The sequence below is a fragment of the Qipengyuania vulgaris genome (assembly GCF_009827325.1).
Classification (GTDB): Bacteria; Pseudomonadota; Alphaproteobacteria; order Sphingomonadales; family Sphingomonadaceae; genus Qipengyuania; species Qipengyuania vulgaris.
On record NZ_WTYC01000001.1, the window covers coordinates 34,552 to 60,222 of the forward strand.

At 62.3% G+C, this 25,671-nt stretch carries 27 protein-coding genes; 11 read left to right on the forward strand and 16 right to left on the reverse strand.

Going from position 1 to position 25,671, the window contains the following annotated elements; translation table 11 throughout:
• The first annotated feature begins 131 nt into the window (after nt 1-131).
• Nucleotides 132-692, forward strand: coding sequence for an ATP-dependent Clp protease proteolytic subunit (locus GRI69_RS00175; RefSeq protein WP_160726323.1), 561 nt, complete (start codon nt 132-134; stop codon nt 690-692).
• 25 nt (nt 693-717) lie between these two features.
• The gene (locus tag GRI69_RS00180; protein ID WP_160726324.1) at nt 718-1,350 is read left to right on the forward strand and encodes a peptidylprolyl isomerase; all 633 of its coding nucleotides are present in this window, start codon (nt 718-720) and stop codon (nt 1,348-1,350) included.
• Here the strand turns inward: GRI69_RS00180 and GRI69_RS00185 are convergent.
• The 5 genes from GRI69_RS00185 to sdhC all read right to left on the reverse strand — a co-directional run bounded on the left by GRI69_RS00185 (nt 1,347) and on the right by sdhC (nt 5,446).
• Nucleotides 1,347-2,240, reverse strand: a complete 894-nt coding sequence (locus GRI69_RS00185; protein ID WP_237452871.1) for a glycoside hydrolase — start codon at nt 2,238-2,240, stop codon at nt 1,347-1,349. The genes GRI69_RS00180 and GRI69_RS00185 overlap by 4 nt on opposite strands.
• Nucleotides 2,237-2,689 (reverse strand): hypothetical protein, encoded by a 453-nt coding sequence (locus GRI69_RS00190; RefSeq protein WP_160726325.1) that lies wholly within the window; start codon nt 2,687-2,689, stop codon nt 2,237-2,239. Before GRI69_RS00190 ends, GRI69_RS00185 begins: the two co-directional genes overlap by 4 nt.
• A gap of 140 nt (nt 2,690-2,829) precedes the next feature.
• Nucleotides 2,830-4,671, reverse strand: a complete 1,842-nt coding sequence (gene sdhA / locus GRI69_RS00195; RefSeq protein WP_202391765.1) for a succinate dehydrogenase flavoprotein subunit — start codon at nt 4,669-4,671, stop codon at nt 2,830-2,832.
• The gene (sdhD, locus tag GRI69_RS00200; RefSeq protein ID WP_160726326.1) at nt 4,671-5,057 is read right to left on the reverse strand and encodes a succinate dehydrogenase, hydrophobic membrane anchor protein; all 387 of its coding nucleotides are present in this window, start codon (nt 5,055-5,057) and stop codon (nt 4,671-4,673) included. Before sdhD ends, sdhA begins: the two co-directional genes overlap by 1 nt.
• Nucleotides 5,058-5,065: 8 nt before the next feature.
• Complete coding sequence (gene sdhC, locus GRI69_RS00205; protein ID WP_160726327.1) at nt 5,066-5,446, reverse strand: succinate dehydrogenase, cytochrome b556 subunit; 381 nt, start codon at nt 5,444-5,446, stop codon at nt 5,066-5,068.
• A gap of 110 nt (nt 5,447-5,556) precedes the next feature.
• Here sdhC and GRI69_RS00210 point away from each other — a divergent pair, with 110 nt between their 5' ends.
• The 4 genes from GRI69_RS00210 to GRI69_RS00225 are packed head-to-tail and all read left to right on the forward strand — an operon-like array spanning nt 5,557 to nt 8,753.
• Nucleotides 5,557-6,267 (forward strand): SDR family NAD(P)-dependent oxidoreductase, encoded by a 711-nt coding sequence (locus GRI69_RS00210; protein ID WP_160726328.1) that lies wholly within the window; start codon nt 5,557-5,559, stop codon nt 6,265-6,267.
• On the forward strand, nt 6,257-7,174 hold the full coding sequence (locus GRI69_RS00215; RefSeq protein ID WP_122630823.1) for a subclass B3 metallo-beta-lactamase EVM-1: 918 nt from the start codon (nt 6,257-6,259) through the stop codon (nt 7,172-7,174). Before GRI69_RS00210 ends, GRI69_RS00215 begins: the two co-directional genes overlap by 11 nt.
• A complete protein-coding gene (locus GRI69_RS00220) occupies nt 7,174-8,076 on the forward strand; it encodes a 50S ribosomal protein L11 methyltransferase (RefSeq protein ID WP_160726330.1) in 903 nt (300 codons plus the stop codon). The genes GRI69_RS00215 and GRI69_RS00220 overlap by 1 nt, the downstream gene beginning before the upstream one ends.
• The gene (locus GRI69_RS00225; RefSeq protein ID WP_237452873.1) at nt 8,073-8,753 is read left to right on the forward strand and encodes a DUF2459 domain-containing protein; all 681 of its coding nucleotides are present in this window, start codon (nt 8,073-8,075) and stop codon (nt 8,751-8,753) included. The genes GRI69_RS00220 and GRI69_RS00225 overlap by 4 nt, the downstream gene beginning before the upstream one ends.
• Here GRI69_RS00225 and GRI69_RS00230 read toward each other — a convergent pair.
• From GRI69_RS00230 to ligA, 3 genes are read right to left on the reverse strand one after another with little or no spacing between them, the layout of a single operon-like run.
• A complete protein-coding gene (locus tag GRI69_RS00230; RefSeq protein WP_160726331.1) occupies nt 8,750-9,862 on the reverse strand; it encodes a serine hydrolase in 1,113 nt (370 codons plus the stop codon). The two genes, GRI69_RS00225 and GRI69_RS00230, sit on opposite strands and share 4 nt — an antisense overlap.
• A gap of 44 nt (nt 9,863-9,906) precedes the next feature.
• Nucleotides 9,907-10,083: a glycine zipper domain-containing protein gene (locus GRI69_RS15675; protein ID WP_202391766.1), complete on the reverse strand. Its 177-nt coding sequence runs from the start codon at nt 10,081-10,083 to the stop codon at nt 9,907-9,909.
• Between the two features lie 4 nt (nt 10,084-10,087).
• A complete protein-coding gene (ligA, locus tag GRI69_RS00235; RefSeq protein ID WP_160726332.1) occupies nt 10,088-12,166 on the reverse strand; it encodes an NAD-dependent DNA ligase LigA in 2,079 nt (692 codons plus the stop codon).
• Nucleotides 12,167-12,240: 74 nt separating this feature from the next.
• Here ligA and GRI69_RS00240 point away from each other — a divergent pair, with 74 nt between their 5' ends.
• Complete coding sequence (locus tag GRI69_RS00240) at nt 12,241-12,732, forward strand: DUF2165 family protein (RefSeq protein ID WP_160726333.1); 492 nt, start codon at nt 12,241-12,243, stop codon at nt 12,730-12,732.
• On the opposite strand, the gene recN is transcribed toward GRI69_RS00240, so the two are convergent.
• The 7 genes from recN to proB all read right to left on the reverse strand — a co-directional run bounded on the left by recN (nt 12,729) and on the right by proB (nt 19,963).
• The gene (gene recN / locus GRI69_RS00245) at nt 12,729-14,393 is read right to left on the reverse strand and encodes a DNA repair protein RecN (protein WP_160726334.1); all 1,665 of its coding nucleotides are present in this window, start codon (nt 14,391-14,393) and stop codon (nt 12,729-12,731) included. The genes GRI69_RS00240 and recN overlap by 4 nt on opposite strands.
• A gap of 83 nt (nt 14,394-14,476) precedes the next feature.
• Nucleotides 14,477-15,211, reverse strand: coding sequence for a carbonic anhydrase (locus GRI69_RS00250; protein ID WP_160726335.1), 735 nt, complete (start codon nt 15,209-15,211; stop codon nt 14,477-14,479).
• Complete coding sequence (locus GRI69_RS00255; RefSeq protein WP_160726977.1) at nt 15,208-16,245, reverse strand: TerC/Alx family metal homeostasis membrane protein; 1,038 nt, start codon at nt 16,243-16,245, stop codon at nt 15,208-15,210. The genes GRI69_RS00250 and GRI69_RS00255 overlap by 4 nt, the downstream gene beginning before the upstream one ends.
• Complete coding sequence (gene nhaA / locus GRI69_RS00260) at nt 16,245-17,441, reverse strand: Na+/H+ antiporter NhaA (RefSeq protein ID WP_160726336.1); 1,197 nt, start codon at nt 17,439-17,441, stop codon at nt 16,245-16,247. Before nhaA ends, GRI69_RS00255 begins: the two co-directional genes overlap by 1 nt.
• Before the next feature lie 98 nt (nt 17,442-17,539).
• Nucleotides 17,540-17,713 carry a DUF465 domain-containing protein gene (locus GRI69_RS00265; protein ID WP_160726337.1) on the reverse strand — a complete coding sequence of 58 codons (174 nt, stop codon included), beginning with the start codon at nt 17,711-17,713 and terminating at the stop codon, nt 17,540-17,542.
• Between the two features lie 233 nt (nt 17,714-17,946).
• On the reverse strand, nt 17,947-18,747 hold the full coding sequence (locus tag GRI69_RS00270) for an outer membrane protein assembly factor BamD (protein ID WP_160726338.1): 801 nt from the start codon (nt 18,745-18,747) through the stop codon (nt 17,947-17,949).
• 67 nt (nt 18,748-18,814) lie between these two features.
• Nucleotides 18,815-19,963 (reverse strand): glutamate 5-kinase, encoded by a 1,149-nt coding sequence (proB, locus tag GRI69_RS00275; RefSeq protein WP_160726339.1) that lies wholly within the window; start codon nt 19,961-19,963, stop codon nt 18,815-18,817.
• 154 nt (nt 19,964-20,117) lie between these two features.
• Here proB and GRI69_RS00280 point away from each other — a divergent pair, with 154 nt between their 5' ends.
• From GRI69_RS00280 to GRI69_RS00295, 4 genes are all read left to right on the forward strand, one after another.
• Entirely contained in the window at nt 20,118-20,960 is an 843-nt protein-coding gene (locus GRI69_RS00280) for a pyrroline-5-carboxylate reductase family protein (RefSeq protein WP_272916451.1), read from the forward strand.
• A gap of 43 nt (nt 20,961-21,003) precedes the next feature.
• A complete protein-coding gene (locus GRI69_RS00285) occupies nt 21,004-22,269 on the forward strand; it encodes a glutamate-5-semialdehyde dehydrogenase (protein ID WP_160726341.1) in 1,266 nt (421 codons plus the stop codon).
• 60 nt (nt 22,270-22,329) lie between these two features.
• On the forward strand, nt 22,330-22,848 hold the full coding sequence (locus tag GRI69_RS00290) for an SRPBCC family protein (RefSeq protein WP_160726342.1): 519 nt from the start codon (nt 22,330-22,332) through the stop codon (nt 22,846-22,848).
• 285 nt (nt 22,849-23,133) lie between these two features.
• Nucleotides 23,134-24,321, forward strand: coding sequence for a GGDEF domain-containing protein (locus tag GRI69_RS00295; protein ID WP_160726343.1), 1,188 nt, complete (start codon nt 23,134-23,136; stop codon nt 24,319-24,321).
• Between the two features lie 107 nt (nt 24,322-24,428).
• Here the strand turns inward: GRI69_RS00295 and GRI69_RS00300 are convergent, their stop codons facing one another.
• Complete coding sequence (locus GRI69_RS00300; RefSeq protein WP_202391768.1) at nt 24,429-25,667, reverse strand: PepSY-associated TM helix domain-containing protein; 1,239 nt, start codon at nt 25,665-25,667, stop codon at nt 24,429-24,431.
• Between the last annotated feature and the right edge of the window lie 4 nt (nt 25,668-25,671).

The window sequence follows — 25,671 nt, forward strand, 5'->3', positions numbered from 1 at the left end:
TTCGTACGATTACGTCTGTAGACACATCGACTACGTCTGTAAACATTAAGCCGGGATGAATGATTGTTCAGGAACAACAGGGTTGCCCGAACACTGCAAGGAGACTTCGACGAGAGTATCAGGGATGACCGATGGACGACACTGACCGCAACAATGTGCTTACCGCACCCCAACTCCGGCTGATGGGGAGCGTGGACGAAGCCATGTACGCCGAATTTCGCAACCAGCTCAATGCGGCTCCGAGCGACGGTCCCTTGGTAATCGCCCTCACCACTCTCGGCGGAAATCCCGAAATTGCGCGGGCCATGGCGGACGATGTCCGGCTGCTGCGCGAAGCTGGCCGAACGATCTATTTCCTGGGCAAGGCAGCGGTCTATTCGGCAGGAGCCACATTCATGGCCGGTTTCCCTGTGGAATGCCGGTTCCTTACCCGCGATACGACGCTGCTCGTGCATGAGAGGCAAATACAGAGAACCATTTCTCTTTCCGGGCCGCTTCGCAGTTGCACAGCCCAGTTGAAAGCGGCCCTGAACGAGATTGAACAATCGATCGCAATCGAGGAGGCAGGCTTCAGGTCCCTTGCCGAAGGTTCCGATGTCGATCTCGACGAGATACGCGGGAAGGCGCCGGAGAACTGGTATATGTCGAGCGAGGACGCCCGGGAAAGGGGGCTGATCGCGAATATCATCTGATCCTGGAAGGAGCTATGGTTCCGAAATGCTGCTACGAATCCTGCCCGTTCTTGCTCTTGTCGGCGCGCCGGCCTCCGCTCAGGATGGCACCGCACAGGTGGAGGCCGAGACCACCCGCGTCGTTTTCGAGACCACCGCTGGTGAAATTACCGCCGAGATCGAGATCGAACGCGCCCCTGCGACCGCTGCGAACTTTCTTCACTATGTGGACGAAGACCGTTTCGATGGCACCGTTTTCTACCGCGCAATGCATCTCGACTGGGGCAAACCGCCCAATGGTCTGATCCAGGGCGGAACGCAGAACGACCCGGAACGGATACTGGACGGCGTCGTGCACGAGCCGACCGATGAAACCGGCCTGAGCCACACTGACGGCGCCCTTTCGATGGCACGACTGGAACCGGGATCGGCGACAGGCGACTTCTCGATCATGATAAAGGACCAGACCGGGCTCGACGCCCAGCCCGATGCCGATGATCCCGACACCGCTGCAGGTTACGCAGTCTTCGGCTATGTGGTCGAGGGAATGGATGTGGTGCACGCGATCCACGCCATGCCGCGCGATCCCGACAAGGGCGAAGGCTGGATGAAGGGCCAGATGCTGGCCGAACCGGTAACGATCATCGATGTCCGGCGCGTGGAGCCCGCCGCCGACTAGCACACTTCTGCGGTATTCTCCGGCACCGGCCCCGGGGGCACGCGGGCATCGCTCATGTGGAAGGGGTCGGATTTCAGGCGGTGGCTGTCACTGTAGGCCTCGGCAAGCGCATCGTAGAGTTTCGGATCATAGCCCTCGAGGTCTGAGTGGTTCAGGATCTGGCGTCCCTCCACCACCACGAGCCGGTTCGAATTGAACCATATCTGCGTACCTTCAGCCCAATATTCCTGGATAGTCGTCGTGGCATATTCGTTGAGCCACAGGTCATTTGCGAGGGCATTGGCGTAGGCCGCTTCTACCGCGGTGTAGAGTGCCGGATCGACGGCCTCGATCGCGAAGAGAATGTTGTGAGCCATCTCGTGGACGAAGATCGTCTCACCCCAATATCGCGTTGTGGGAAGGCCCAGCACATCCTCTTCGGACCCGACCGTCCGCTCCCCGCCGATCCCCCGTGCCCGCGCATCCCAATAGGCGCGGTCGGTCAATGCTCCGATCCGCACGTCGTAATGCTTGAGTTCGCACCGGGTCAGCCGCGGATCGTCACGGGCGGGCTTCGTCCAGTGCGCCTTGTCTGGGAGATCTAGCAGCGCCTCCTCTTGGGCGATGATCGCAACGCGGTAGTCGTTCGCGGCAAGCCACTCGGCAAGATCGGGCCGGTGGGAAAGCATTCCCGACGCCATGTCCCGCGCGGCAAGCAGCGCTTCGTCAGGCACGCGATCCGAGGAAAGGATCGGAACGCCGCGGGCGGACACATACTTTTGATAATACGGTTCGGCAGCAAGGGTCGCTGGCGGGGGAATGGGAGCTGCCGCGCATGCGGAAAGACCCAGAGCCACCGCCGCAGCAAGTGAACGGACGAAAACGCCCGCAATGTCCACCTGCACGCTCATCTGTTCGGTTTTCCGTACCGCGTCACCCGAAGCTCAATTTCCTGGCAAAGTGCCTCGAAGTCTCCCTTCTCCGGGAAGATGTGTGCCGTCAGTTGAATGACTTTGCCCGTCTGCGTTTTCATCCGAATGGCCGGGAAACCCTGGACGCGAAAGCGCTGAACAGAAGTTATGCTGTCCCAACGCAGCGTGACGTCGTTTGCCATGGGACGACCGGACAGTCCTATGGTGGTGTCGTCCAGCCTCACACTCGGTTTGCCGCCGCGCAACAGTCCGAGGAGGATGAAAATTCCCGGGGCAAGCATTCCGATTGCGCCAAGCAGGAAGAGCGCCTGCCAGACCAATGGATCGACCGAAACATCGAGGCCCATACCGCGGTATCGCACGGGACCGGCTACATCAAACAGTGCACTGTAGCTGAATACGCCAGCGAATGCGAAAAACAGCGCCATGACGACGAGGCTCGTCCAAAGCGGAACGTGAGCATTAAATCGCAACGATCCGTCCGGACGTCGTTCGACCGACACTCACCCCTCCTTGCCGCAAAGCGCGAAATCCAATCCGCGAATTTTCGGACAAGCGGACCTTCGCGTCAATACACCCGCTTCTTCGGTTCGATGTACTTCACATCGTCGGTCAGAGTGTATTCGTGGACCGGGCGATAGTCGATCTTCACGCCGCCGCCCTTGCCGCCCCAACCATCGAACCAGGCGATGGTGTGCTTCATCCATTCCGCGTCGTTGCGATCGGGGAAATCCTCATGCGCGTGGGCGCCGCGGCTTTCCTTGCGGTTCTCGGCCGATGCCATGGTGACATTCGCCTGCGCCATCAAGTTGTCGAGTTCGAGCGTTTCGATGAGGTCGCTGTTCCAGATCAGCGAGCGATCGAAGACCTTGATGTCCTCCATCCGCTTGTTGACGTTCTTCAGCGCGTCGACACCTTCGGAAAGCAGCTTGCTGTCGCGGAACACGGCGGCGTGGCGTTGCATGCCCTTCTGCATTTCCGCGCGCACTTCGGCCGTAGGCGAACCGCCGTCGGCGTGGCGGAAATGGTCGAGGCGGCCCAGCGCCATGTCCGCGCTACTCTTGGGCAGTTCGGCATGGCTTGCGCCGGGCTTGACGATCTCCTTCAGGCGATGGCCGGTAGCGCGGCCGAAGACCACGAGATCGATCAGCGAGTTCGAGCCGAGGCGGTTCGCGCCGTGGACCGAGACGCAGGCTGCCTCGCCAACTGCGAACAGGCCGGGGACGATCTTTTCCGGATCGGCCGGGTCGCCCGCCATGACTTCGCCGTGGAAGTTACAAGGGATGCCGCCCATGTTGTAATGCACCGTCGGGGTGACGGGCAGCGGCTGTTTCGTCAGGTCGACACCGGCGAAAATCTTGCCGCTCTCGGTGATGCCCGGAAGGCGCTCGCCGAGCACCTTGGGATCGATGTGATCGAGGTGCAGGAAGATGTGGTCTCCATCCGGACCGACACCGCGGCCCTCGCGCATTTCCAGCGCCATCGACCGGCTCACCACGTCGCGGCTGGCAAGGTCCTTCGCGGAAGGCGCATAGCGTTCCATGAACCGCTCGCCTTCGGAGTTGGTCAGATAGCCGCCCTCGCCGCGCGCGCCCTCGGTGATAAGTACGCCCGCGCCATAGATGCCGGTCGGGTGGAACTGGACGAATTCCATGTCCTGCAGCGGGAGTCCTGCGCGCAGCACCATGCCGCCGCCGTCGCCGGTGCAGGTATGCGCACTGGTCGCGGTGAAATAGCAGCGGCCATAGCCGCCGGTCGCGAGCACGACTGCCTGGCTGCGAAAACGGTGGATCGTCCCGTCGTCGAGGCACATGGCGATAACGCCGCGGCAGACCTTGCCGCCGGGCCCGTCTTCCATGATCAGGTCGAGTGCGAAATACTCGATGAAGAAGTCCGCAGCATATTTCAGGCTCTGCTGGTAGAGCGCGTGGAGCATGGCGTGCCCGGTACGGTCGGCAGCGGCGCAAGTGCGCTGCACCGGCGGGCCTTCGCCCATGTTCTGCATGTGACCGCCGAAGGGACGCTGGTAGATCGTCCCGTCGTCGTTGCGGCTGAAGGGCACGCCTGCATGCTCGAGTTCGTAGACTGCCTGAGGTGCTTCGCGGACCATGTATTCGATAGCGTCCTGGTCGCCGAGCCAGTCGGAACCCTTGACGGTATCGTACATGTGCCACGACCAATGGTCTGGCGTATTGTTGCCCAGGCTGGCCGCGATGCCGCCCTGAGCCGCAACGGTGTGCGACCGGGTCGGGAAGACCTTGGTGATGCAGGCCGTCTTGAGGCCCGCTTCCGCGCTGCCCATGGTCGCGCGAAGGCCGGAACCGCCCGCGCCCACCACGACGGTGTCATAGGTGTGGTCGACGATGGGGTAGCTGCGACCGCCAATTTCGAAAGTGTCGGTACGGGCCATCAGGCGGCTCCTCCGAGGGCGATGCGGGCGATGGAAACGAGTCCGAAAGCGCCGCCGCCGATTGTTGCAAGATTGAGAAGGGCGAGCGTGCCGAACCTCGTGCCGGAATCGTGGACATAATCCTCGATCAGCACCTGCAGGCCAAGGCGCGCGTGCCAGAACACGCTTACGATCAACAGCGCCAGCGCGGTCGCCGGGAGCGTCTGCGCAGCCCAGCCGCTGACCGTTCCGTAATCGTACGAAGGCAGCAGCGCGAGGCTGACCGCAAGAAACAGCATCAGCACGAGATTGCCGACGGCAGTGAAACGCTGCACCAGCCAGTGGTGCGCGCCGTGGTGTGCCGAGCCAAGCCCGCGCACGCGTCCGATGGGGGTTCCGTCACTCATGGATGAACTCACTTGAGAAGGATTACCGCCCAGAAGGCGGCGGTTAGAAGAATGCCGAGGACCGGCGCAACGACCGAAAAGGTCTTGTTGGTGGTCAGTTCGTAACCGGCGCCAATGTCCATCACGAAGTGGCGCAGCCCGGTCATCATGTGGCTGAAGAACGCCCAGCTAAGCCCGACCAGCACGATCATTCCGATGGGAGAGCCCATTATCTCGACGAAGGTGGCGTAGCTTTCCGCCCCGCCTGCCATCGCGCCAAGCCACCAGAGAAGTACGGCGAGGCCGACCAATGCCAGCCCGTCTCCGGTTACACGGTGGAGAATGGATGCGGCCATGTGCGGGCCCCATTTCCAGATTTGCAGGTGCGGTGAGAGCGGGCGGTTTGCCATGAATGCATTGTCCGTTACGAGAATTTTGTTGCGCCTCCTTAGCGAAGCTGTCGCCACAGGCAAGGCGCGCGGCCTCGACATTTGCCGCAAAGTTTCGAATAGCGTGATGCATGACATGCATTCTACTTACAGGTTCATCGCGCGGAATTGGCGCAGCGGCACGCACAGCACTGGAAGCGCGCGGCGCCAAGGTCATCGGACAATCCACCTCCGGCGAAGGCTTCGGCACCCTTGCGGCCGATTTTCGCGATCCCCAGGCCCCGCGCGCCTTGTGGGATGCTGCGCTGGAGCAGGCCGGGGGCGAGATCGACGTGGTGGTCAACAATGCCGGCCTGTTCGATCCTAACCCCATAGAGCGCTCGGACATCGAATGGCTCGATGCCTGGGAGGATACGATGCGCATCAACCTGACAGCGTCGGCACAGCTCAGCCGCTATGCCGTCAAGCACTGGCGCGAGACCGGGCGTTCCGGACGCATCGTCCACGTGGCGAGCCGCGCGGGCCATCGCGGCGATTCTCCGGCGCATTGGCACTACGCGGCGAGCAAGGGCGGGATGCTGGCCATGCACAAGAGCATTGCGCGCGCCTATGCAGGCGAGAATATCTACAGCTTCGCGATCACGCCCGGCTTCACCGACACGGCAATGGCGGGCGATTACCTAGACAGCCGCGGCGGCCCCGGATTGCTCGCCGACATTCCGCTTGGCCGGGTTGCCGAGCCCGAAGAGATCGCCCGCATCGTCGAATTCTGCGCGTTCGATGCACCGCCAAGCATGACCGGGACCACCATTGATGCCAATGGAGCCAGCTATGTCCGTTAAGTTCCTCGTCCCCATCGCTTTCGCTTTGTCGGGCTGCGCAGTCCTGCCTCCACCGATCCAGACGCCGGAGCCTCTGCCTCCGGCCGAAGAGGTCCAGCCTGAACAATGGGCGGCTACCTGCGAGCCTTGGGATGATTGGGACAAACCCGCCCCGCCCTATCGTATCTTCGGTTCGACCTATTATGTCGGCACCTGCGGCATTTCCGCGATCCTCATAGCAGGCGACGATGGACACATCCTGATCGACAGCGGGACCGAGGAAGGCGCCGAGGTCGTCATGGACAACATCCAGAAGCTGGGCTTCCGGCTCAACGAGATCGCGAGCATCCTCCACAGCCACGAACATTTCGACCATGTCGGCGGTCTGGCCAAACTTCGCGCCGCGACCGGGGCGCATATCGTTTCATCGGCGGAAGCAGCGAAGGTGCTCTCGACGGGAGAGGACCATCCGGAGGACCCGCAGTTCGGGGTCCATGAGCCGATGGAGCCGGTGCAGGTCGATGTCATCGTCGAAGACGGAGACACGGTACGCACAGAGACCGCTACGGTCACGGCACATGCGACGCCCGGCCACAGTCCGGGCGCACTCAGTTGGACCTGGGTGAGTTGCAGCCTGCCGGGCGAACCGCCAGCCTGCAGCAGGATCGCCTATGTCGACAGTCTGTCGGCCGTTTCTTCCGATGACTATCGCTTTACCGACCACCCCGAGGTCGTGGCCGCATTCCGCACCAGCATAGACAAGGTACGGTCCCTGCCCTGCGATATCCTCCTCACTCCGCATCCCTCTTCCAGCCAATTGATCGAGCGGTTGCGCACCGGGACGCTTGGCGCACCGGGCAAATGTGCCACCTATGCGGCGCAACTCGGCGATAAGCTCGACGAACGGCTTGCGAAAGAAAACCCGTAATGAGTGCATGGAAGCTGTCGGCGCAAGGCGCGAAGCAGGTTATTCACGCCGCCTTGCTTGCGCATGACGAGGCATGGGACTTCCCGGAAGAACTGGTCGTATCGGGACGAGAAATTGCCGAGGACAAGCCCGAGGACTGGATTCTCGAAGTGTGGCTGGACCACAAACCCACAGCAGTGGATCGCAAGGCGGTGGCATCGCTTTTTACGGATGGGGCACCCGAATTCAGCGCAGAAAAATTACCGGACGAGGACTGGGTAACGCTGAGCCAGCACAGCGCCGAGCCGATCCGCGCGGGGCGCTTCCACGTCCATACGCCAGACTATGCGGCAGATGACAGCCTCGTCGATTTCGTGATTCCGGCAAGCCAGGCATTCGGGACCGGCCAGCACAATACGACCGCCGCCTGCCTCGCCATGCTCGACCGAATGAAGCGTGAAGGACTGGTCGTTCGCAATCATGCCGACATCGGCACCGGCACCGGCCTGCTCTCCTTTGCCGCCATGCATCTCTGGCCGCACGCGAAGGCTACGGCCACCGACATCGACGCCGTCTGCGCCGGGGTTGTTGAAGGCAACTGCGCCCTGAATGCGATCCCCGTGGGTGCTGGTCCAGGCCAGCTGACGATGGTCATTGCTCCCGGAACCGACCATCCCCTTATTGAAGCGCGCAGCCCGTACGATCTGCTCATCGCCAATATCCTCGCCGGGCCGCTTGTGGAGCTGGCACCAGATTTTGCCGCGGTTGTAACGCCGGGCGGCAGCCTGCTGCTGGCAGGACTGCTCGAAAAGCAGGAGGCAGAAGTTCGCGCTGCCTATCGGAAACAGGGTTTCCGTCTCGCACGGCGGATCATAAATGGCGACTGGTCGATCCTGTGGCTGCGCAAGAGCCGCATCCGTTGAAGCACCGGCGCGCATTCCGGTGGATCGGAGGGATATTCGCCAGCCTGCTTGCCGTCACCGCGCTGTTCTTCCTGTCCGCCTGGATCGGCAGCTCCATCCCGCGCAATGCCGATTGGACCGAACCCGAGCAGGGCATCGAAATCATGGTGGGCGATAACGGCATCCATACCGAGATCGTCATGCCCCTGGTCTCGGGCGTGAAAGACTGGCGCACGGCCTTCCCGGCCAGCGACCTGCCCGATCCCTCACGGCCCTACACCCATGTCGCGGTGAGCTGGGGCGAACGCGACGTCTTTCTGAATACCCCCACCTGGGGCGATCTCAGCCTGCCGACCGCGCTCAATGCGGCGACCGGCGGTGACGGGCTGCTTCATGCCGCCCATTATGTGCGCCCCGGCCCCGGCCCATCGAACCGCCCCTTGCGGATTACCGAGGCGGAGTATGCGCGTCTGGTCGCGGCAATCGAATGGCAAATTCCGGTGTCGCCTACTCGAGAAGTCTATCGCGGCTATGCCAGCTACGATGTGTTCTACGATGCGCCCGGCACCTATCATCTGGGGAACACCTGCAACCAGTGGGTGAGCGATGTCCTTGCCGAGGCGGGAGTGAAAACCGGCTGGTGGACGCCGCTGCCCGGCGGCGTGATGAAGTGGATCGAAAAGCCGGCCGCGGATTAGGCTTCGGTTAGCGAGCGCGCTTCATGATGGCGCACGACCGCGCGGGTGACTTCCTGCATCATTGCCATCCGCTCCGCATAGGACACGCGCGTCTGACCGATCAGGACAACCAGCGAATAATGCGTTCCGTCAGGGGCAGTCAGTATGCCGACATCGTTGTAACCCGATTGCACGCCATCGAAAAACTGGCCGGTGCCGGTCTTGTGGCCGAAAGTCCAACCGCCCGGCACGCCGCCCTTCAGACGGCGGGGGCCGCTACGGGTTTCTTCCATCGTCGAGAGGATCAGCTCGGTCGAGCTTTCAGAAAGCAGGTCTCCGCGGGCAAGGCGGGCCAGCGCCTTTGACATGCCTCGCGCGCTCGCCCCGTCCATGGGGTCTGCCAGATAGGTTTCGAACGCGCGCCTGCGATCCTGTTCCGGAACCCGGTCGCGCGCCTCGTAAAAGGCATTTTCGAAGGAATAGGCTTGGTTCCATTCGAGACCCGCGATCTTGCTCTGCTTCGTTCGTTCGTCGGTTCCGAACTGCACGCCGGTGATCTGGTTGCGGCGCATGAAGGCTTCGACCGCTTGCGGTCCGCCAACGCGGCGCAACAGCCGGTCATTTGCGGTATTGTCGCTCTGCGTGATGGCCCGCTGGATCAGTTCGCCATAGTCCGTGCTGAACTCCCCCCGCGCCTTCACGATTTCCCTGATCGGCTGGTAGAATACCGTCAGATCCTCGCGCCGGATGGTGACGGGCTCCGCCAGTTCGAGCGCGCCTTCGTCCACCAGGTCGAGCGCGGTGAGCGTCACCCAGAGCTTGCTGACGCTCTGCTGCGGAAACGGCTTCTTGCCTGCGTAGGACATGGTCGCCAGGCTTTCCGCCTCACTCACCGCGATGCCCACTTCTCCGGCGAAGCTTTCCCCGATGGTGCGGAGTTCGGCTTCAAGTTGTTCCTGCGCGGCGGTCAGTTCGGGCTCGGGTGGCGGCGCCTCCTCCTTCTGCTCCGCGAGCAACACGCGCTTCTGATAGTCCTGCGGCGACTCACCCGGCGTGCTGACGGCGGTCGCCAGCACGAGGAATGCGCCGACGATGAGGACGGTGAAGATCAGGACGGGAGAACGGCTCACAAGGCCCCAACGACCGGTAAAACAATGGTTTCCGACAAAATATTCTAATCCTTGATGGTGGGGCCGGAGCCCTCGTCGTCGTCATCGTCGCTCTTGGAACCTGCAGCGCTGAAGGCCGCGCCAAAAGCGACACCCAGCGCCAGGCCAATGGCAATCGAATCGAAAACCACTCCGAACATCACACCGAACACAAGCCCGAGCGAGATACCTTGCGCGTTCATCCTGTCACCCCGCCGCGGCCACGATTTCCGCCCAGCCTGCCTCGTCGATCACTTCGATGCCAAGCTCGGCAGCCTTCTTGAGCTTGCTGCCCGCGCCCGGCCCCGCAACGAGCAGGTCGGTCTTGGCACTGACAGAACCACTGGCCTTGGCGCCCAATCGTTCGGCCTGCGCCTTGGCTTCGTCGCGGCTCATGGTCTCCAGCTTTCCTGTGAACACCACCGTTTTCCCGCTGACGGGGCTTTCCCTTGTCTCCACCACATATGGCGGGGGCGAGACTTCGGAGAGGATATCGTCCCACACCTGCTTGTTGTGATCTTCGTGGAAGAAGTCACCCAGCGCCTCGACGACTGCTCCGCCGATGCCGTCGATCGAGATGAGCGCCGCCGCAGCCTCCTCGTCACCCGCCCGCGCCGCTTCCGCGGCCTCCCGCAAGGCCGGCAGCGTATGGAAGTTCTTCATCAGGTCCCGCGCCGTCACGGTACCGACGTGGCGAATGCCGAGGCCGAAGAGCAACCGCGCAGCATCGGGCTCACGCCGCGCCTCGATGCTATCCACAAGGTTGTCCACAGACCGTTCCTTCCACCCGCCGAGTGCCAGAATGGCGTCACGGCGCTGGTGGAGCCGGAAGATATCGGCGGGGCTTTCCAGCCATCCAAGGGCGAAGAACTGGTCGATCGTCTTCTCGCCTAGGCCGTCTATATCAAGCGCGCCGCGACTGACGAAATGTTTAAGCCTTTCCGTACGTTGGGCGGGACATATCAGACCGCCTGTGCAGCGCACATCTACCTCGCCCTCCTCCGCTACGGCCTCGCTGCCGCATTCGGGGCAGTGATCGGGGAATCTGAACGGCTTTCTTTCCGCCTCGCGAGTAAGGTTATCCACAAGCTGTGGAATAACGTCGCCCGCACGCTGGACCACCACACGATCGCCCGGCCGCACGCCAAGCCGCGCGATCTCGTCGCGATTGTGCAGAGTGACATTGGTCACCGTCACCCCGCCCACCAGCACGGGTGCCAGACGCCCAACCGGGGTCAGCTTGCCCGTCCGCCCGACCTGGATATCGATCGCCTCCAGCGTGGTCTCGGCCTGTTCGGCGGGAAACTTATGGGCCTGCGCCCAGCGCGGCGCCTTGGCGACGAAGCCGAGCCGCTGCTGCCAGTCGAGCCGATCGACCTTGTAGACGACACCGTCGATTTCATATGGAAGGTCAGGACGCTCCGCTGCGATCTTCTCGTAGTGAGCGAGCATTCCCTCGACGTCGTGCACGCGCGCGAACAGCGGCGACACCGGAACGCCCCAGCTTTCGATCCTTCGCACCATTTCTTCCTGTGTCGGCTCCGGCACTTCGGAGGCAGCACCCCAGCCATGCGCCCAGAATTTGAGCGGACGCTTTGCCGTCACGCTGGCATCCTTCTGGCGCAGCGAGCCTGCGGCGGCGTTGCGGGGATTGGCAAAGAGCTTGCCTCCCGCCTCCTCCTGCGCGGCATTGAGTGCGAGGAAGTCCGCCTTGGACATATAGACCTCGCCCCGGATCTCGAAGACATCCGGGACATCTCCGTCGAGCTGCTGCGGAATGTCAGCAATATGCGCGACATTTGGTGTGACATCTTCGCCGACCTGCCCATCCCCGCGCGTGGCTGCACGCACCAGCTTGCCGCCCTCGTACCGCAGGGAGCAGGACAGCCCGTCGATCTTGTCCTCGGCGGTAATGGCGACCCTCTCGTTCTCGTCGAGAGCAAGGAAGCGCCGCACGCGGGCCACCCATTCCTCGACCTCCTCCGCAGAGAAGGCATTGTCGAGGCTCATCATGCGAACCTCGTGACGAACCTTGGACAGCGGAGAGGCGGCTATTTCGTGTCCCACCATTTTCGAGGGCGAATCCGCACGTACGAGGTGGGGGAAAGCCGCCTCCAGCTCCGCATTGCGCCGCACCAGAGCGTCGAACTCGGGGTCGGTGATCTCGGGCGCGTCCTTGGCGTGGTACAGCCTGTTGTGCTTCGCGATCTCGCGCGCGAGACGCATCAACTCGTTGGCGGCGTCGGCTTCAGTCGTTTCCCCAGGCGCAGTTTGATCGATTCCCATCCGATGCGCTATGCCGCAGCCGAGGCACGGGGAAAAGTGCCGCGCGGTCGCATCACCAGTTTGGGGGGAATGGCATGGTCGACCGCTATCTGAAATCTGCAATCGTGGCGAGCGTCGCGCTGATGGCGCTGATGTATGTCGCGCACAATTTCGCCAATCTGCAGCAAGCCTACGACTTCTTCATCTACTCCACGAGCCATACCGACCAGGAAGCCTATCCGGTCACGCTGCTGCCCGTGCCGCCGAAATTCCTTATCGTGGTCGGCATGGTGCTGGTGTTCTCGCTGGAACTGGTTGCCGGCCTTGGAGGCCTGTTCGGTGCGTGGAAACTCTGGAGCTTGCGCTCTGCAGATGCCGCCTCGTTCGAAACCGGGAAAAAGTGGGCCAAGATCGCAATGGGTGCTGCAGTGGTCAACTGGTGGGGACTGTTTCAGGGTGTGGCGGTTGCCGGTTACCAGCTTTGGCAGATGCCCCTAGGGCAAGGCCCCTTCGACGGGTCGTGGGTTTATGGGGGAATGGCGATGATGACGCTGATCTACGTCAGCATGCGAGAACCGTCGGCCTAAACCCCCTCCAGCAACCTGTCCGCTTGCGCCCTCGCTTCGGGCGTAACTTCCGCACCCGACAGCATCCGTGCGATCTCTTCCTGCCGCCCGGCATCATCCAGCAACGCAACGCTTGTGCGCGTGACGGTCCCGTCGCTGCTCTTGGCGATCATGTAATGCGTACGACCGCGTGCGGCGACCTGCGGGCTGTGCGTCACGGCGAGCAGCTGACCGCCCGAAGCCAGCCTTGCGAGCCGCTCGCCGATCGCGCTGGCGACCGCGCCGCCCACACCGCGGTCGATCTCGTCGAAAATCACCGTCGCCGCCCCGCCCTGCTCGGCCAGTGCGACCTTGAGCGCGAGGATGAAGCGCGACAGCTCGCCGCCGCTGGCGATCTTGTTGAGCGGCGCAAAATCCGCCCCGGGGTTGGTGGCGATGAGGAATTCCACACTGTCCATGCCGTGCGGCCCCCAGCGTTCTTCGGGCAGCTCGGTCACCGCCGTCCTGAAGCGTGCCGCATCGAGCTTGAGCGGCGCGAGTTCGCGCGCCACCGCCTCGTCGAGCCGCAGGGCCGCCGCAGTGCGGTTCGCATGGAGGGACTGGGCCTCGGAACGATAGCGCTTGCCCGCCTCCGCTGCCGCTGCTTCCAGCGCGTCCAGCTCGGCTTCCCCGCCTTCGATGGAATCGAGCTGGCTTCGCATCCTGCGCATGACTTCGGGGAGTTCGTCCACTTCGCAGCGGTGCTTGCGGGCCAGGGCGCGCAATTCGAACAGGCGTGTCTCGGCCTCCTCCAGCGCCGCTGGATCATGCACGAGTGCCTCGGCCGCAGCTTGCAGCTTTTCTTCCGCCTCGCCCGCCTCGATCACGGCACGGTCGAGCGCGCCAAGCGCCTCGGCAAGCAGGGCGTGCTCGGGTGCGATCCGGTCGAGCTTGCGCGCCGCCACCCGTAGCGAGGCGAGCGGGGATTCAGAACCTTCCCAAAGATGCCGCAATTCCTCGAGATCGCCGGCCAAGCGCTCGCCCTTCTGCATGTCGGCACGCGTTTCGGCGAGGCGCGCCTCCTCGCCAGCCTGAGGTTCGAGCGTGGTCAGTTCAGCCAGATGCGCCAGCAGCAAATCCTGGTCGAGCTTGGCCTGCTCCAGCGCCCCGCGCGCTTCGGCAAGCTGGCTCTCGGTCGCGCGCCATTTCGACCACGCTTGCTCCACACGCGCCGTTTCCGCCCCGGCGAACCGGTCGAGCAAGGCACGGTGGCCGCGCGGATTGACCAACCCGCGATCGTCATGCTGCCCGTGGAGTTCCACCAAAACGCCGGCGATTTCGCGCAGCAGCGCCACGGCCACGCTCTGGTCGTTGATGAAAGCCTTGCTGCCGCCGTCCGCCTTCAGCTGGCGCCGAATGATCAGCGGTTCGCCCTTCTCGATCTCGATATCCGCATCGTCGAGCGTCTCCGCGATAGCATCAGGCAAGGAAGCGAATTCGAAACTGGCCGAAACGCTCGCCTTGTCCACGCCCGCGCGGACCAGCCCGCTATCGGCACGGTTGCCGAGCACCAGTCCCAGCGAATCGAGCAGGATCGACTTGCCCGCCCCGGTTTCGCCCGTCAGCACGCCCAGCCCGCGCCCGAAATCGAGATCGAGCGCCTCGATCAACACGATGTTGCGGATGGAGAGGCGGGTCAGCATGTCTGACCGGTGGATTAGCGTGCCCCCGCGTCTGCGTCACGGGGGCACGCCGATTTGCGAACAATAATCGGGCGCTGCCCCGGTCAGGCAGCGACTTCGGGCAGGTCAAAGAAGTCCACCTTGCCGGTTTCGAGGCTGTAATAGGCGCCCACTACCCACAATTCGCCCTTCTGCTGGGGATCCAGCATGATCGGATCGGTCTGCTCGCGCAGTTGCTTCACGACGCGGCGCACATTTGCACGCACGGAGTTGTCGAGCAGGTCGCCCTCTTCACTTCGCGCCTGCAGCACCGCGGGAATGATCGGTTCGATCATCGGTCCGATCGAACCGGGGAAGGTGGCATTGTCGGTCACCACCTCGGTCGCTGCTTTCACGGCCCCGCAGCTTTCGTGCCCCATCACCACCACCAGCGGGGTCTTGAGGACAGCGACGGCATATTCGATCGATCCCAGCGCCACGGTATCCACGGTGTTGCCGGCGTTACGGATGATGAAGAGCTCGCCGAGGCCCCGGCCGAACAGCAGTTCGGGGGGCACGCGGCTGTCGGAATATGTGACGTAAGCCGCGAAGGGCGCCTGACCCAATGCAAGGTCGAGCCGCTGCTGCGCGCTGGTAACCGTGCTCCTCTGCTCTCCGCGGAGGAAGGCGGCATTGCCCTCCCGCAGGAGATCCAGCGCTTGTGCGGGTGTGAGGTCCGAAGCCGGAGGGGCGGCAGCCGGAACTGTGGCGGTTGCCGATTGTGCAGCTGCCGCTCCGCTTGTGATTGCGGCGAGGCCCAGTGCACCCGCACCGCCGATTACTTGCCTGCGTGTAGTCATCGCAATTCGTCCTTTGCTTCTGCATTGTCGACCCGGAGGTGATTATCCGCCGGCCATTCCGGCTCGGGTTCGAACCGGGTTTTGGCCAGCGAATAAAGGATCCCCGCCGCGATCAGCGCAAAGGTGACGCCAAGGCTGACCCAAGCCGGGAATTTCTCGCCGCCCAGAAGGAAATCGGCAACGAATATCTTGGACCCGATGAACACCAGCACCGCGGCCAGCGCATATTTGAGATAGTGGAAGCGGTGCACCATCGCGGCGAGCGCGAAGTAGAGCGCGCGCAGGCCGAGGATGGCGACGATGTTCGAGGTGTAGACGATGAAGGTATCGGTCGTAATGGCGAAGATCGCCGGCACGCTGTCGACCGCGAACACGAGGTCGGCGAGATTGATGACCACCAGCGCCAGGAACAGCGGCGTTGCCGCGCGCACCATCTTGCCCGTCTTTTCATCCGGGACCTTCACGAAGAAATGCTGCGCATGCAGTTCCTTCGTCACGCGCATGTGGGTGCTGATCCACCGCACAACGGGGTTGTTGCCGACATCCATCGGCTCGTCCCCGGCGAAGAACATCTTGATCCCGGTCACGATCAGGAAGGCGGCAAAGAGGTAGAGCACCCCGTAGGCCTCGGCCAGCAGGGCTGCCCCGCCCGCGATCATCAGTCCGCGCAGCACGATCACGGCCATGATGCCCCACAGCAGCGCACGGTATTGGTACTTCGCGGGAATGGCGAAATAGGTGAAGATCAGGCTGATCACGAAGACGTTGTCGATCGACAGCGCCTTTTCGATGAAGAAGCCGGTGTAATACTGCATCCCGGCATCCGGACCCCGCTCGAACCAGACCCACGCGCCGAACAGCATGGCGACGCCGATATAGAAGGCCGACAGCTTGAGGCTCTCGGATATGCCGAGTTCCTTGTCCTCCTTATGGAGCACGCCGAGATCGAAAGCGGTCAGAATGATAACGATGGCGAGGAAGGCGGCCCAGAACCAAACGGGGGTGCCGAGCCAGTCCTGCATGAGGAATTCGATCATTCTACATTACCTTTTGGAGCTGCCACGGAATTTGGCAGTGCGGATTTGAGCAGCAGATATCCGGCAATCGCGGCCACGGTGGATCCGGCGAGCACGCCAAGCTTGACCGCATCGATCTGTTCCGGGCTGGCGAAAGCGAGATTGCCGATGAACAGGCTCATGGTGAAACCGATCGCGGCGAGCAGCGACAGGGCATGGATCTGTCTCCAGTTCACATCATGCGGCAGGCTGGCGAGACCGGTTTTCACCGCAATCCATGCGAATCCGAAAATGCCGAGCTGCTTTCCGACCAGAAGGCCGAGCGCGATGCCCAGCGGCAGCGGGTCGATCAGGGCCGATGGCTCGATCCCGACCAGCGTCACGCCTGCATTCGCGAAACCGAAAATCGGGATGACGAGGAACGCCACCCAGGGGTGAAGCGCGTGCTCCATCCGCTCCAGCGGGCCATGGTCGCTGTCGGGATCCAGGGGTATGGTCATCGCCGCAGCGACGCCGGCAAGCGTCGCGTGAACCCCCGACTTGAGCACGAAGGCCCACATCAGGATTGCGAGCAGAACATAGGGGATGGTCGACTGGACCTTGGCCCGGCCCAATGCGAGCATCAGTACGAACACGGCGGCTCCCGCTGCGAGCATACCGGTGTCGAGTTCACCCGAGTAGAACAGCGCGATGATCGCAATCGCCCCGATGTCGTCGATCACTGCAATCGCGAGCAGCAGGGCCTTGAGCGCCACCGGAACCCGCGGACCGAGCAGTGAAAGGATACCCAGGGCGAAAGCGATGTCGGTCGCCGCGGGAATGGCCCACCCGCGAATATTCTCCGCGCTATCGAGGTTGACGCCGATGAAGACCAAGGCCGGAAGTGCCATGCCGCCAAGCGCTGCGACGAGGGGAAGCGAAGCCTTGCTCCAACTGGAAAGCTGCCCTTCCAGAACTTCGCGCTTCACCTCGAGCCCGACGAGGAAGAAGAACACGGCCATCAATCCATCATTGATCCAGAGCAGCAGCGGTTTGTCGATGACGAAACTGCCGAAGGCGGCAATCACCGGGATGTCCAGGAACCCGAAATAGGTGCCTGCCACCGGTGAATTGGCGATTGCCAGAGCCAGCGCTGCGGCAAATATGAGGACGATACCGCCCGCAGATTCCTTTTGCAGGAATTCGCGCAGCAAGGGCGTGATGGCTTGAACCATTATTTTCTCCGGTCTCTATCTGGAGAGTACGGCCGATGGGCAGCCGCCGCCTGCGCTATGGGGAACTTGCGCGGCGACGGCCCCCGTGGCCTGCCGTGTCAGGCAGGTTTGCCGTGTTTAGCAAGTCGATGAAGCGCTTCTTTGACACGCAGCTTCAAGCGTTTCAGGCGCGATATCTCGCCGGGATCGGGAAGCATCTTGCGCAATTCCATACGCAGCCGCTCGTCGATCCGCTGGTGGATCTGCGTCAGTCTGAAGGTTCGGGCCGTCACTTTCGGTCTCCTTGATCGAGATGAAATCGATCGGGCAACCGATGGGCCATCAGGCTGGGAGAGGAGGAAGAGGGGCCTGCCAGCACGCATCGGTTGTCCGATGCGGTCCGACATCACGTGAGCTGAAAGCGCACGCCAGAGGGGCCCGGTCCGCATTTCTTACATGCGGCACGAACACTCCGGTTTCAAGTGCTGTCTGAGAATTTTTTTGGCGGTTGGACCGCTCCGCCCGACTAGCTGGCCGAAACGCCTGCCGCGTGATCCTCGATCAGGTCGTAGGCTTTCTCGTACCATTCGTTGCCCGGATAGTTGGCACCCAGCACGGCGGCGTATTTCACGGCCTCGGGACGAATGCCCAGAGCCAGGCTGCTTTCCACGAGGCGATAGAGGGCCTCCGGAACATGGCTAGTAGTCTGGTAGGTATCGACCACGTTCTGGAAACGGATCTGCGCGGCAATCCATTTGCCCGACCGCTGGTAGTAACGGCCGATCTCCATTTCCTTGCCGGCAAGGTGATCTTCGACGAGATCGATCTTGAGGCGGGCATCCGAAGCATACTGGGTCTGCGGGAAACGGCGATTGACCTCGCGCAATGCAGTAAGCGCCTGCTCGGTCACCTTCTGGTCACGCTGCACGTCACTGATTTGCTCATAATAGCTCAGCGCGATCAGGTAATAGGCGTAAGGTGCATCCTGGTTTCCGGGATGGATCGAAAGGAAGCGCTGCGCGGAGGCGGTCGTCTTGTTATAATCGCCAGCAGCGTAATAGCTGAACGCGCTCATAAGCTGGGCACGGCGAGCCCAGGGCGAATAGGGATGCTGGCGCTCGACCTCGTCGAAAAGGGCCGCCGCCAGTTGCGGCCGTCCGCGGTCGAGTTGCCGCTTCGCCTCCGAATAAAGCGTTTCCACATCGCGTGCCACATAGGCCGTATCTTCCGGCTGGTTGGTCCCGCCACCGCAAGCGGCAGTAAATGCAGTGGCTGCGGCGAGTGCGCCGAGGGCGAGCGTGCGGCTGATACGCGAATGGATCGTCATAGGGCCGAGCCTATAGCCACGGCTCCGCTGAACGCCAAGTGAAGTTGTGCCCGCTTTCCCCGCCGGTTCATAACTCGTTGATCACACCCGGGGCGTCCCAGAGCAGATGGCGGGTCTCCAGCATGACGAGATTGTTGCTGCGCACGATTTCCCCGCGAGTCTTGTAACCAAGCAACTGCTCCGCTTCCGTATCCGGGTTATGCGTCAGGACGCGCAGTTCCTCAGAAGTGAAATCGGACAGGCCGCGAGCGCGCTCGATACCCTTGCTGTCGTAGATGTGGAGGACATCACCGCGGGTGAAATCCCCATCCATCGAAATAATGTCAGCCCGGCGGATCGGCCGTTTGCCCTCGGCGAGCGCGTCGGCAACCGCTTCCGCGACGACGAGGCTGCCTGCCATTTGGAGGCGGTTGGCGATCCAGCTGTCCCAGCCCGACAAGGGATTGGGATGCGGCAGGACCTTGGTTGCCCGGCGGCTTCCATCAAGCACGGTCGATAGCGGACGATCGACTTCGCCCTGGGCGATCCAGGTCGTGACCCCGGCTTCCTGCGCCATATTGGCGGCCTGAAGCTTGGTCTCCATCCCGCCGGTCCCGAGCGTGCTCTTCCCCTTCGTGGCCGCCATATAGGGCGCCACCTCGGTCACTTCGGGAATGAACTTGGCTTCGGGATCGTCGGGATTGCGGTCGTAAAGGCCGTCGACGCCGGTCAGGATGATGAAGTCCGTCGCGCCGACCATCTGGGCGACCTTGGCGGCCAGTCGGTCATTGTCTCCCACGCGAATTTCTTCCGTAGTGATCGTGTCGTTCTCGTTAACAATCGGGATGACGTTCGCTTCGAGAAGACGGTGCACGGTGTTGCGTGTGTTGAGGAAACGTCGGTGATCCTCGAAATCGCCGAGGGTCAGCAGGACCTGCGCAATTTCGAACCCGAATTCGTGGCCTACCTGCTTGTAAGCATTGAGCAACAGGGGCATGCCGCAAGCTGCCGCAGCCTGCTTGTCGGATATTCCGGCGCTTTCGGGCGTTTCCCCGATGATGCGCAGGCCGAGCGCGACCGATCCGGATGAACACAGGATCACGTCGTTCCCCTCTGCGCGCAAATTCGCAACGTCTTCGAGGAGGCGCTGGAGGAAGCCGTAACGCGGAGTCAGCATATCCTGGTTGGCGAGGAGGGCCGAACCGATCTTGACAACAATATTACGTTTCTGGGTCATATAATGAAAATGTGCCTACCTTGAAATTTCTGGGATACTACGTAGATAGAGATGGTGCAGTGCACAACCGGATTTTTCAAATTATCGCACACGAAAGTCTTTGAAAGAAACGACCCAAGAAACATTCAAGACTTACACACCCGATAGTTTTAAATTGGAACTAAAACAAGAATTACACAAAGCGCCCGGAGCGCGGAAACGGAATTCTAAAATCGTAAACTCTATTCTTATTGTCGGCTGCGGAAAAATGGGCTCCGCTTTACTTTCGCAATGGGTGAACGGGGATGAATCGATCACCGTCGTCGACCCCATGGCTACTGATCTGCCGGACAGCGTGAAGCTGGTCCGCGACCGTGGCGAGATCGCGTCGGAAAGTTTCGACTGCATTATCGCTGCCGTCAAGCCGCAGTTGATCGACGAGGTGCTGCCCGATTATGCGGAGAACCTGGCGAAAGGCGGATATGTCCTTTCGATTGCCGCGGGATATTCCGCCCCTCGCCTCTCGAAACTCATGGGCGATGCCCCCGTGGTACGCACGATGCCCAATCTTCCGGCGGCCATCGGCCGCGGAGTGAGCGGTCTCTGCCCCGGCCCCCATGCGACAGACGATCACATGAAGCACGCCGAAGCCTTCATGAGCCGGGCGGGAACCACCATCGCTGTCGACAGCGAAGAGAAGCTCGACCGCGTGACCGCCGTCGCAGGTTCTGGTCCCGGGTATGTTTTCGAGATCGCCCGGGCCTATGCGGAAGCTGCGATGGCCCAGGGGTTCAGCGAGGATGATGCCCGCGACATGGTGCTCGGCACCATCGGAGGTGCGATCGCCATGGCCAGTGAGCCCGGCGCAGCAAGCCTAGAGGACCTCCGCAATTCGGTGACCAGCAAGGGTGGTACCACCGCCGCGGGCCTGAATGCACTTAATGGCGACAATGGCCTATCCGACCGCCTGCATGCTACACTGCAGGCAGCCTACGACCGGGCAGTCGAGCTGCGCTGACCATCAAGCGCCTCCAGCCCCCCACAAGACGAAGAGAGAACCCATGAACGACCAGACCCTAGACCCGCAGATCCACATCACTACCCTCGGCCAGAACGCCCGCAAGGCGGCCCGCGGCCTGCTCTCCGCCAGCAGCGAGGCCAAGAATACTGCCCTGCGCGAAGCGGCCAAGGCCCTGCGCGCGGCGACACCCGAGCTGCTGGAAGCAAATGCCGAGGACGTGAAGAGCGTCGAGGGCAAGAAGCCCGACAGTTTCATCGACCGTCTCAAACTGACCGAAGACCGCATCGAAGGCATGGCTTCGGCTCTGGAAGAGATCGCCGAACTGCCCGATCCGGTAGGCCGCGAACTGGCGACCTTCGAACGCCCGAATGGCCTGTCGATCCAGCGAGTCGCCGTACCCATCGGTGTGATCGGCATGATCTACGAAAGCCGCCCCAACGTCGGCGCCGATGCCAGCGCGCTGTGCCTCAAGAGCGGTAACGCCGTGATCCTTCGCGGGGGCAGCGAAAGCCGCCACTCTACCCGCGTGATCGTCGAATGCATGCGCAAGGGTCTAAAGGCCGCAGGCCTGCCCGAAGATGCCGTCCAGACCGTCGGCACGACCGACCGCGCCGCCGTTGCCGCGCTGCTCAAGGCGGATGAATTCGTCGACCTCGTCATCCCGCGCGGTGGCCGGGGCCTGGTCGAACTGGTGCGCGACCAGGCGAGCGTGCCCACCCTCCTCCACCTCGACGGCAACTGTCACAGCTACGTCCACGAAGCGGCCGATCTGGACAAGGCAGCCGAAGTCATCCGCAATGCCAAGCTGCGCCGTACCGGCGTGTGCGGGGCCACGGAGAGCATCGTGGTCGACCGCTCGGTTGCGAAGGACTTCATCCCGCGCCTCACGAAGATCATGGACGGCGACTGCGAATTGCGCGGCGACGAGGAAGCGGTGGCGATCGATTCCAGCATCACACCCGCGACCGAAGCCGACTGGGACACCGAATATCTCGATCCCATCGCATCGGTGAAGGTGGTCAGCGGACTCGACGAAGCGATCGACTGGGTCGACACCCACTCTTCCCACCACACCGACGCGATCATGACCGAAGACGACGAGGCGGCCCGCCGTTTCATGACCACCATCGACAGCGCGATCGTCATGCGCAATGCCAGCACGCAGTTCGCCGATGGCGGTGAGTTCGGCATGGGCGCCGAGATCGGCATCGCCACCGGCAAGATGCACGCCCGCGGCCCGGTCGGGCTGGAGCAGCTCTGCAGCTTCAAATATCTCGTCCACGGCGAAGGCCAGACGAGGCCGTAACCATTGCTTTACCCGGCTCCGCGCAGAAGCCTCTGATTAGAGGCCAGCGGAGTCGGCGTAATGTTTGATTGGTTCAAACCGAAGATGGCGCCCGAGGGGCCGGTGACATTCGATTTCGAGACGGAGATCGAAGCGCCCGCCAGCGAGATATACGCCCTCGTCGACTTCGCCGATCCGCGCAATGCCAAGCGCCAGATGGGCCATAGTGTGGAGCGAGGCGAAGGCGCGCCCGATACCTTCATCCTGATCATGAAGCAGATGCCGGATGCCGAGTTCGTGCTCTCGGTGACCGACGCCACCGCTCCGTCGAGCTATGGCTACCGCTGCGATCCCCGCCCGCAGCAGGGGCGTTTGCAATGGTCGGCAGAGCGTTACACAATCGAGGACCGAGGTAAGGGGAAATGCCTCGTCACGCTCCTCGTGGAAGCGCAATTCGATGAGCCCATGCCGCAAGACGAATATGCCCAGCACGTCGGCATGATGGCAGCGGGCTGCGACCTCGTTCTCGAAAAACTGAAGCTTCATGCCGAACAGGGCCTCGATGCCGTTCTGGAATACGAGCGGACCCAATTCGGGTAGTACCGCCTGGCTTCCTACATTCAGTGACCGACCGTTTGCTGTATTATTCCGAATTCCGGACGTGCCCTGCCGACCGATCCTCGTGTCGCAGGTAGGTTGACTCACCGAGGGCCCGCAAAAACTCCTCGCCACAATTCCACCCATCGAAATATAGTCCGTATCGGTTGAAGTCATGAGCTGGCCGTATCGACAATGGTCGGTTCCATGCTTAGAAGACTTGGGGGAATTGCCTGAATAGATGCAGTTTAAGCGTTATTTAGGCGTTGGGGGGCTAGTGAAAATCTCATGACCAAGGTCAGCGACTTCCTGCGCGACATCGCGATACCTGATCTGGCGCATGATGTGCGCGTGGATTACATGGTCGCGGCCGCTTCGCAGGTCCAGAAGCAGGCGCGCTGGCTGTTCGTCGCGCTGCTCATGACCACGCCCGTGGCAGTCCTGGTGACACCGGAAAGCGCGGGCTGGTTCGTGCGCTGGGCCCTGCCCGCCGCAATGGCGCTCTATTGTCTTTCCGGGATATTCAGCCTGCGCAAGGACAACCAGTTCGAAACCAAGCCGTGGCGCGCCGAACGGTTTATCGTCCAGAGTTCGATTTCATCGCTGATCGGCGCCCTGATTTCCACCACCTGGGCCATTTCAAGCTGGCTGGGGGCCGAGGGTACGGAACGGCTGCATTTCCCCGTCATCCTCGTCATGGGTGCGCTCGCCACGGCCTATTGCGTCGCCAGCATTCGCGCAGCAGCGGCAATGCATCTGCTGATCGACATCGTCCCGATTGCCGCCCTGCTGTTTTTCACCGGCTCCACGCTGGACATGGCGGCCGCGGTCAGCCTCACGCTGGCGGGCATATTCCAGTGGCGGATGATCAACGTCCATCACCAGCATGTGGTCGAATTGCTGCTGCTCAAACGCAAGAGCCAGACGCTTGCGCTGACCGATCCTCTTACAGGATTGCTCAATCGCCGTGCCCTGCTCGACTTTGCAGAGGCACTCGGAAGCGATGGCGGCAAGTCGCGCCTGCTGCTGATCGATATCGACCGCTTCAAGGCAGTCAACGACAGTCACGGCCACGACGTCGGGGACAGCGTTCTGCAGGAAGTGGCGCGGATCATCGATGTTCACGCTGGCAACAATGTCAGTTCCGCCCGGCTTGGCGGCGAGGAATTCGCTCTGCTCGGCACGCCAGAAGCGCTTCCCGCAGACAAGGCAGCGCAACTGCTCTCCGAAATCCGCAATACCGCCATGCCGCACGGCGGGCAGGTGACGGTCAGCATCGGCGTCGCGGAAGGCACGCTGGAGGATGACCGTGCCTGGCGCACCCTCTACAAGCAGGCGGACGACGCGCTCTACGAGGCCAAGCGGCTGGGTCGTGACCGCCAATACCACTCCGACGATCTTGAAATCGCCGCCCATCCCCAGCGCCGCGCTGACGACCCACCTGCCGCTCCCATACCCCGGCAGAACGTCGCATAATCACAACCGTTATCGTCGATGCGATCTGGGCGCATGGTGTAGTGCGCTGACGCAGGTGCACTTCGACAGTCGACGCGAAGGTGCCCCCCTGCTGGCTCCGGCTTGGATCACGGAATGCCGAGGATCAGGAAGCTCACAAATACGAATGCCGTCGCGATCAGGGCGGCCGAGAGCCAGCGCAAATGGCCCATCCCCTGCCACATGCCCGTGAAGCTTCGGCCAATTTTCACCCGGTCGCCGCGCTCACGCGCAATGCGTAAGGAATAGATCGCGGCGCCGGAAAGAGACAGGCCGGTCATGGCAAGACCGAACAGGAACCACGGGATCTTTGTCCAGTATCCGCCGAAGAAGCCGAAATGCAGCGGATCGGCCATTTCACCAATGCGTTGGTGCAGGCCCAGATCGCGCCCGTCGGTTGTCAGCAACACCTCCGAAGTTCTTGCGTCCACCCAGACGGCGTTCGACCTTGGGCGGACCAGCACCGCTTCGTAATCCCCGTGTATCTGGAGAAGCGGATTGTCTTCCCCAGGCAGCATCGCGCGCTCTACGCGGAGATCGGGGTTGGTCCGGAGTGCAGCATCGAAGGCCGCCGAAAGGTCGGCGGGCGGGCCGCCTTCCCCAGCCAGTGTCTCTTGCTCGACGCGTGGTTGTGGCGGGGCATTGCCCCCCAGGCTCTCCACGAAATACCAGACGCTGGTGATTGCGATAAGCGCCACGAACCACAGCGACCAGACGCCTGCAAGGCGGTGGAAGTCGCCCCACCACGTGCGCGCATCCCGTTTTCGCAGTGGCTTGGCAAAACCCCTCCACCACTTCTTGTAGACGACAAAGGATGTGACGAGCGTCACCAGCAAGAGGAAGGCGAGCGAAGAGACGATCGGCACACCGATCCAGACCGGCAGGTTCAGGTGCCGGTGCATGTTGCGCAATACGCGCTGTGCTCCCACCCACGGCCCGGTGCCGCGAATTTCGCCGGTGCTGGGATGCGCATGGAGGAAGAACAGGTCTCCAGCCTCATTCTCCACCGTCACCTTGGCGGCGAATGCGGATGCCGTCGGCGCGTCGATGGCGGTCGCTTTCGCCACCCCCGGGTATTCCATCGCATTCTCCGCGATCTCGGCCCAGGCGACAGGCCCCTCGACGCTCGATGGTGCGACGCGCAGGCTCGGCTGCAGTAGCCAGTCGATTTCCGCGCTCATCACGGCCAGCGTCCCGGTGAACAGGATGAAGGTCATGAACAGGCTGATCTTTAGGCCCACCCACTGGTGCACCTTCCACCAGGTGCGCGCGGATTTCGGCGCGGGTTTCGCGCGGACCGGTACTCCGCTGTCGATGCCCCGCGCCATGTCC

What these genes read in the sequence shown, in the direction of transcription:
- ligA (WP_160726332.1), bottom strand. Translation starts at nt 12,166, where the DNA reads ATGGGAATCGATCAAACTGCGCCTGGGGAAACGACTGAAGCCGACGCC.
- GRI69_RS00180 (WP_160726324.1), top strand. Translation starts at nt 718, where the DNA reads ATGCTGCTACGAATCCTGCCCGTTCTTGCTCTTGTCGGCGCGCCGGCC.
- GRI69_RS00220 (WP_160726330.1), top strand. Translation starts at nt 7,174, where the DNA reads ATGAGTGCATGGAAGCTGTCGGCGCAAGGCGCGAAGCAGGTTATTCAC.
- GRI69_RS00175 (WP_160726323.1), top strand. Translation starts at nt 132, where the DNA reads ATGGACGACACTGACCGCAACAATGTGCTTACCGCACCCCAACTCCGG.
- sdhD (WP_160726326.1), bottom strand. Translation starts at nt 5,057, where the DNA reads ATGAGTGACGGAACCCCCATCGGACGCGTGCGCGGGCTTGGCTCGGCA.
- GRI69_RS00290 (WP_160726342.1), top strand. Translation starts at nt 22,330, where the DNA reads ATGTTTGATTGGTTCAAACCGAAGATGGCGCCCGAGGGGCCGGTGACA.
- sdhC (WP_160726327.1), bottom strand. Translation starts at nt 5,446, where the DNA reads ATGGCAAACCGCCCGCTCTCACCGCACCTGCAAATCTGGAAATGGGGC.
- GRI69_RS00285 (WP_160726341.1), top strand. Translation starts at nt 21,004, where the DNA reads ATGAACGACCAGACCCTAGACCCGCAGATCCACATCACTACCCTCGGC.
- GRI69_RS00295 (WP_160726343.1), top strand. Translation starts at nt 23,134, where the DNA reads ATGACCAAGGTCAGCGACTTCCTGCGCGACATCGCGATACCTGATCTG.
- GRI69_RS00240 (WP_160726333.1), top strand. Translation starts at nt 12,241, where the DNA reads ATGGTCGACCGCTATCTGAAATCTGCAATCGTGGCGAGCGTCGCGCTG.
- GRI69_RS00250 (WP_160726335.1), bottom strand. Translation starts at nt 15,211, where the DNA reads ATGACTACACGCAGGCAAGTAATCGGCGGTGCGGGTGCACTGGGCCTC.
- GRI69_RS00185 (WP_237452871.1), bottom strand. Translation starts at nt 2,240, where the DNA reads ATGAGCGTGCAGGTGGACATTGCGGGCGTTTTCGTCCGTTCACTTGCT.
- GRI69_RS15675 (WP_202391766.1), bottom strand. Translation starts at nt 10,083, where the DNA reads ATGAACGCGCAAGGTATCTCGCTCGGGCTTGTGTTCGGTGTGATGTTC.
- nhaA (WP_160726336.1), bottom strand. Translation starts at nt 17,441, where the DNA reads ATGGTTCAAGCCATCACGCCCTTGCTGCGCGAATTCCTGCAAAAGGAA.
- proB (WP_160726339.1), bottom strand. Translation starts at nt 19,963, where the DNA reads ATGACCCAGAAACGTAATATTGTTGTCAAGATCGGTTCGGCCCTCCTC.
- GRI69_RS00300 (WP_202391768.1), bottom strand. Translation starts at nt 25,667, where the DNA reads ATGGCGCGGGGCATCGACAGCGGAGTACCGGTCCGCGCGAAACCCGCG.
- GRI69_RS00270 (WP_160726338.1), bottom strand. Translation starts at nt 18,747, where the DNA reads ATGACGATCCATTCGCGTATCAGCCGCACGCTCGCCCTCGGCGCACTC.
- sdhA (WP_202391765.1), bottom strand. Translation starts at nt 4,671, where the DNA reads ATGGCCCGTACCGACACTTTCGAAATTGGCGGTCGCAGCTACCCCATC.
- GRI69_RS00215 (WP_122630823.1), top strand. Translation starts at nt 6,257, where the DNA reads ATGTCCGTTAAGTTCCTCGTCCCCATCGCTTTCGCTTTGTCGGGCTGC.
- recN (WP_160726334.1), bottom strand. Translation starts at nt 14,393, where the DNA reads ATGCTGACCCGCCTCTCCATCCGCAACATCGTGTTGATCGAGGCGCTC.
- GRI69_RS00190 (WP_160726325.1), bottom strand. Translation starts at nt 2,689, where the DNA reads ATGGCGCTGTTTTTCGCATTCGCTGGCGTATTCAGCTACAGTGCACTG.
- GRI69_RS00210 (WP_160726328.1), top strand. Translation starts at nt 5,557, where the DNA reads ATGACATGCATTCTACTTACAGGTTCATCGCGCGGAATTGGCGCAGCG.